4 protein-coding genes are annotated in these 2,648 nt (G+C 35.3%); 2 read left to right on the forward strand and 2 right to left on the reverse strand.

Annotated elements, in window-relative coordinates; all coding sequences use genetic code 11:
• Positions 1–705: DUF5011 domain-containing protein (locus tag IIB50_03190; GenBank protein MCH7530093.1), on the forward strand; the 705-nt coding region annotated here is incomplete at its 5' end.
• 36 nt (positions 706–741) lie between these two features.
• On the opposite strand, the gene IIB50_03195 is transcribed toward IIB50_03190, so the two are convergent.
• Both IIB50_03195 and IIB50_03200 read right to left on the reverse strand, forming a co-directional pair.
• Positions 742–1,431, reverse strand: coding sequence for a transposase (locus IIB50_03195; GenBank protein MCH7530094.1), 690 nt, complete (start codon positions 1,429–1,431; stop codon positions 742–744).
• A gap of 102 nt (positions 1,432–1,533) precedes the next feature.
• A complete protein-coding gene (locus tag IIB50_03200; GenBank protein ID MCH7530095.1) occupies positions 1,534–1,776 on the reverse strand; it encodes a helix-turn-helix domain-containing protein in 243 nt (80 codons plus the stop codon).
• Between the two features lie 361 nt (positions 1,777–2,137).
• Here IIB50_03200 and IIB50_03205 point away from each other — a divergent pair.
• A partial coding sequence (locus IIB50_03205; protein ID MCH7530096.1) for a helix-turn-helix domain-containing protein occupies positions 2,138–2,648 on the forward strand: 511 nt, incomplete at its 3' end.

Here is a 2,648-nt window from a genome sequence, read left to right on the forward strand (position 1 = left end):
ATTACAAATGGAGCAATTGTGCCAACTTCAGGAGTTTGTGGGAGTGCAACACCACCGTTAACCACACAAATCACATCAGGCAGTACCGACACATCACCACCTATCATCACAGTACTTGGCAACAACCCAACAGAGATAGATGTAGGAACATCATACATTGACCTAGGAGCAACCGTAGAGGACAACGTAAACGATAACCTTGGAATTCAAACACTACTAGACGGTATTGAAGTGAATCAAATACAGATTGATACAACAACAGAAGGAGTATACACCATCACCTACAGTGCTACTGACCAAGCAGGCAACATTGGCACTGCAGAGAGAACCGTCACAGTCACAGACCCCTATGCAATCACAGCAGAAGCAACAGAGACAGCTACCACAACCACATCCTCACAAGTTTCAGAAGGAAATGTAGGAGAGCAAGCAGATACAAACACAGCTACTACCACAACGACAGTAATAGAGGAGATAATAGTAGAGGATACAACAACAACCACAGAAACTACAGCCACCACGACTGGTATCATTTCACACCCAAATGTTTCTGAAGGAAATGTAGGAGAGCAAGCCACTACAGTAGAACCAACACTAGAAACTACTGTTATTAATACAACAGTAGATACCACAACTGTAGAGGACTCCACCACCTCAGCTATCCTCCAAGGCGGACAAACAGGCACCACAACCCCACAAGTATAGCCAAACGAAGGACATCCGATGTCCTTCATTTGTGAGTTATTCCAGTGTTACTCCATTTGTATTCCCGATACCCAATTCTTTAATATGTCTATCTATAGATTGAGTATATTTTTTCTCACCACCGAAAGATTCCAGAAAAAAAGTACGCTGAGTTACTGACGGAAAATTCTTTTCACCACAATAATCTAAATGACTACTCCAACGGTATGATTGTAAATAACTAACTGCTTTTTTAAAATTTCGTATCTTTCCTTTTCGCCATTCTGGCATTTTTAAATCAAGTGGATTGAAATGGATATAGTAAGGGAGCCATAAAAAATGTGCATCTTTTTCTAATAGTACTTTTTTGTATTTTCCTTGGAATAGTGCACCACTTCGATCATATTTTTCATTAAAGTATTTTGCATATCCCATATTCAACTTTTTCATAAAACGAGGAATACCATCCTCAATAAGAGGGGAAACAAGTAAATGATAATGATTTGGCATTAAACAAAAGAAGTGAATGTTGACCAACAATTTTCTTACCCCCCTTTCCTTTTTGTCTAGCCCAATTGAAGGACATCCGATGTCCTTCAATTGTTTAAAATTACGAGTGTTGTTTGCATCTACATTTTTTGTATCATTAAATTCAAATAAATTGTGAACAAAACGAAAGTAATCTCTTTTGCTAAGAAAGATATTTCGCTTATCTACACCCCTATTTAATAAATGATAAAATTCCATCAATATATTGCTACGTAAATATATTTAATATTACAATGACTGGACATCGGATGTCCAGTCATTTAGAAATTGGAGATAGGAGATAGGAGATAGAGAGAGGTGCTATTTTAATCTAAACTTCTTCTCCTGTTCAATTTTGACCGTGAGTTTGAAGCGACTTTTCTTGAGTCGCTCATTACGCATTTCTTCAATAAATGACTCAATTTGAGATACTTTGTACATTCTGTACTTATTTATAGGGTTACGATATGGAATCAGTTCACCAGCTTTCTCCCAATTTCGAAGTGTTTGAGACGATACACCCAGTGCATCTGCTGCTTCTTGAATTGTCATGTATTTACGCATAAATATATTTTAAATATATTAAACTATATAAATATTATACATATTTTTAACTATAATAAAAAATTAAGAAGTGGATAACATAGTATAAATTTAAGGACAACACAAATTTGATCCGAAAAAGCTGCCTTCTTAAAGAAAGCGGTCTTTTTAGTAATTATAAGGCTAATGTGCAAAATTAACGTTTAGGAGTTAATTAGCTAAAAAGTTTCAAACAAATAACTAAATAATTACAATGAAGAAAAATATAAAATAGTTGCAATATTTGTTATCAACATAAGAGTTTAATTTTTGTAATCTCGTTTCAAAAAACTGTTGTATTATATAGTTAATTCGTATTTGTACGGACTGTTTACGAACTGAAATGGCAAAAAATATTCTCTACAATAATAATGTAAAATACCTCTCTACAAAAGAAGCGGGAAAACTTTTTGGTTGTTCCAATGATTATATATCCCGCCTTTGTCGACAAGGAAAAATTCCAAGTAAGAAAGTAGGAAAGAAGTGGTTTATAGAAACTGAAGCTCTTTTGGATTTTCTCGCTATTCGTGGAAATGAAAGAACAAAATATTATGAAGAATTTTCTCAGAATAGGAGACAGGAATATTTTTTAAATAAACAGCAATTAGAGAAGCGAATTCATACTGAGACTATACCAGAGGAAGAAGTGAAATCTGAGCCAGTATTAACGAAAGCAGAATTTTCTTTTCAGCCAGGCGGGCCTTTGTTTGGTCGACGCATCGCTGTCCTCACACTCTCCATACTACTCATATTTGGAATCTACTTCACAAAAGATACTTCTTTTTCACACACCACACGAGATTATATCAAAGGGAAAACAACAGAGACCCTCGTTACACTACAGAAACTCCCCA

It is taken from the genome of Patescibacteria group bacterium (genome assembly GCA_022560785.1).
GTDB lineage: Bacteria > Patescibacteriota > Minisyncoccia > Phycocordibacterales > JADFSL01 > JADFSL01.